The sequence below is a fragment of the Acidovorax sp. BoFeN1 genome, from assembly GCF_003345135.1.
In the GTDB taxonomy this organism is placed as follows: domain Bacteria; phylum Pseudomonadota; class Gammaproteobacteria; order Burkholderiales; family Burkholderiaceae_C; genus Acidovorax; species Acidovorax defluvii.
This window is the reverse complement of sequence record NZ_QOZT01000172.1, coordinates 1-1,039: the sequence shown is the minus strand read 5'-3', so window position 1 is coordinate 1,039 and position 1,039 is coordinate 1. Positions and strand designations below refer to the sequence as shown.

General features: G+C 63.3%; 1 protein-coding gene. It reads right to left on the bottom strand.

Annotation, left to right across the window (positions count from 1 at the left end; translation table 11 throughout):
• Positions 1–919 (bottom strand): IS110 family transposase (locus DTW89_RS19090; protein WP_114657079.1); only part of this gene is annotated, 919 nt, incomplete at its 3' end.
• Positions 920–1,039 lie beyond the last annotated feature (120 nt).

Here is a 1,039-nt window from a genome sequence, read left to right as displayed (position 1 = left end):
CCATGGCGTTGAGCATGGTCAGCAGCTTGCGCATGCAGGCGACCAAGGCAACCTTGGGCAGCTTGCCTGCAGCCTTCAGTCGCTCGTAGAACGCCCGGATGACCGGGTTGTAGCGCGCCGCGGTCAACGTGGCCATGTACAGCACGCGCCTTATCTCAAAGCGCCCTCCTTGCACCCTGCGCCTGCCTTTGCGGTTGCCCGAGTCGTTGGACATAGGGGCCACGCCCACCAGCGCAGCGATCTCGCGGCGATTGAGCCTGCCCAGCTCCGGCAACTGGGCAATCAGCGTGGCGCTGGCCACAGGGCCTATGCCGTTGGTCGATTGCAGCAGCCCATCGAGCTCGCCAAAGTGCTCGCGCACGTGGCCCACCATCTGAGTCTCCAGATCGTCCAGTTGGGCCTTGATGACCGTAATGATGGCCTCAATGCTGGGGTGCAGCTTTCTGTTGGTGATCTGCAGGCGCTGGCGTTCACTGCCCAGCATGGCCAGCAACTGGCGACGGCGCGTGACCAAGGCAGCAAGCCACTGCTGGCACTCATTGGCCACAGGGCGCAGATAGCGCGCCAAATCCTCACGGTGCACCAACACCGCAGCCATCTCGGCCAGCATGCGCGCATCCACAGCATCGGTCTTGGCCAGACGGCCCATGCTCCTGGCAAAGTCGCGTGCATGGCGCGGATTGACCACCGCCACGTGCAAGCCCACGGCCTGCAGTGCGCACGCCAGAGCCGCCTCGTAGCCTCCGGTGGCCTCCATCACCACCAGGCCCACATCCAGGGACTGCAAGGCAGCAGCCAGCGCCGAGTGGCCATCAACATCGTTGGCAAAGCGCTGGACATCGCTGTGGGTGCCCAGCACACAGACATCGACGTGTGCCTTGGCCACGTCGATACCTACCGTCACTGATAAAGCAGACATGATCTTCAACTCCCATGCTTGTACATGCGCGCTCAACGGTGGCGCGCGTAACCGTTCGGGCTCAATGAAGACCAGCGCGGTGGCCGTGCGTTCTGTACTCAGGGACGGGCTTGAAAACCC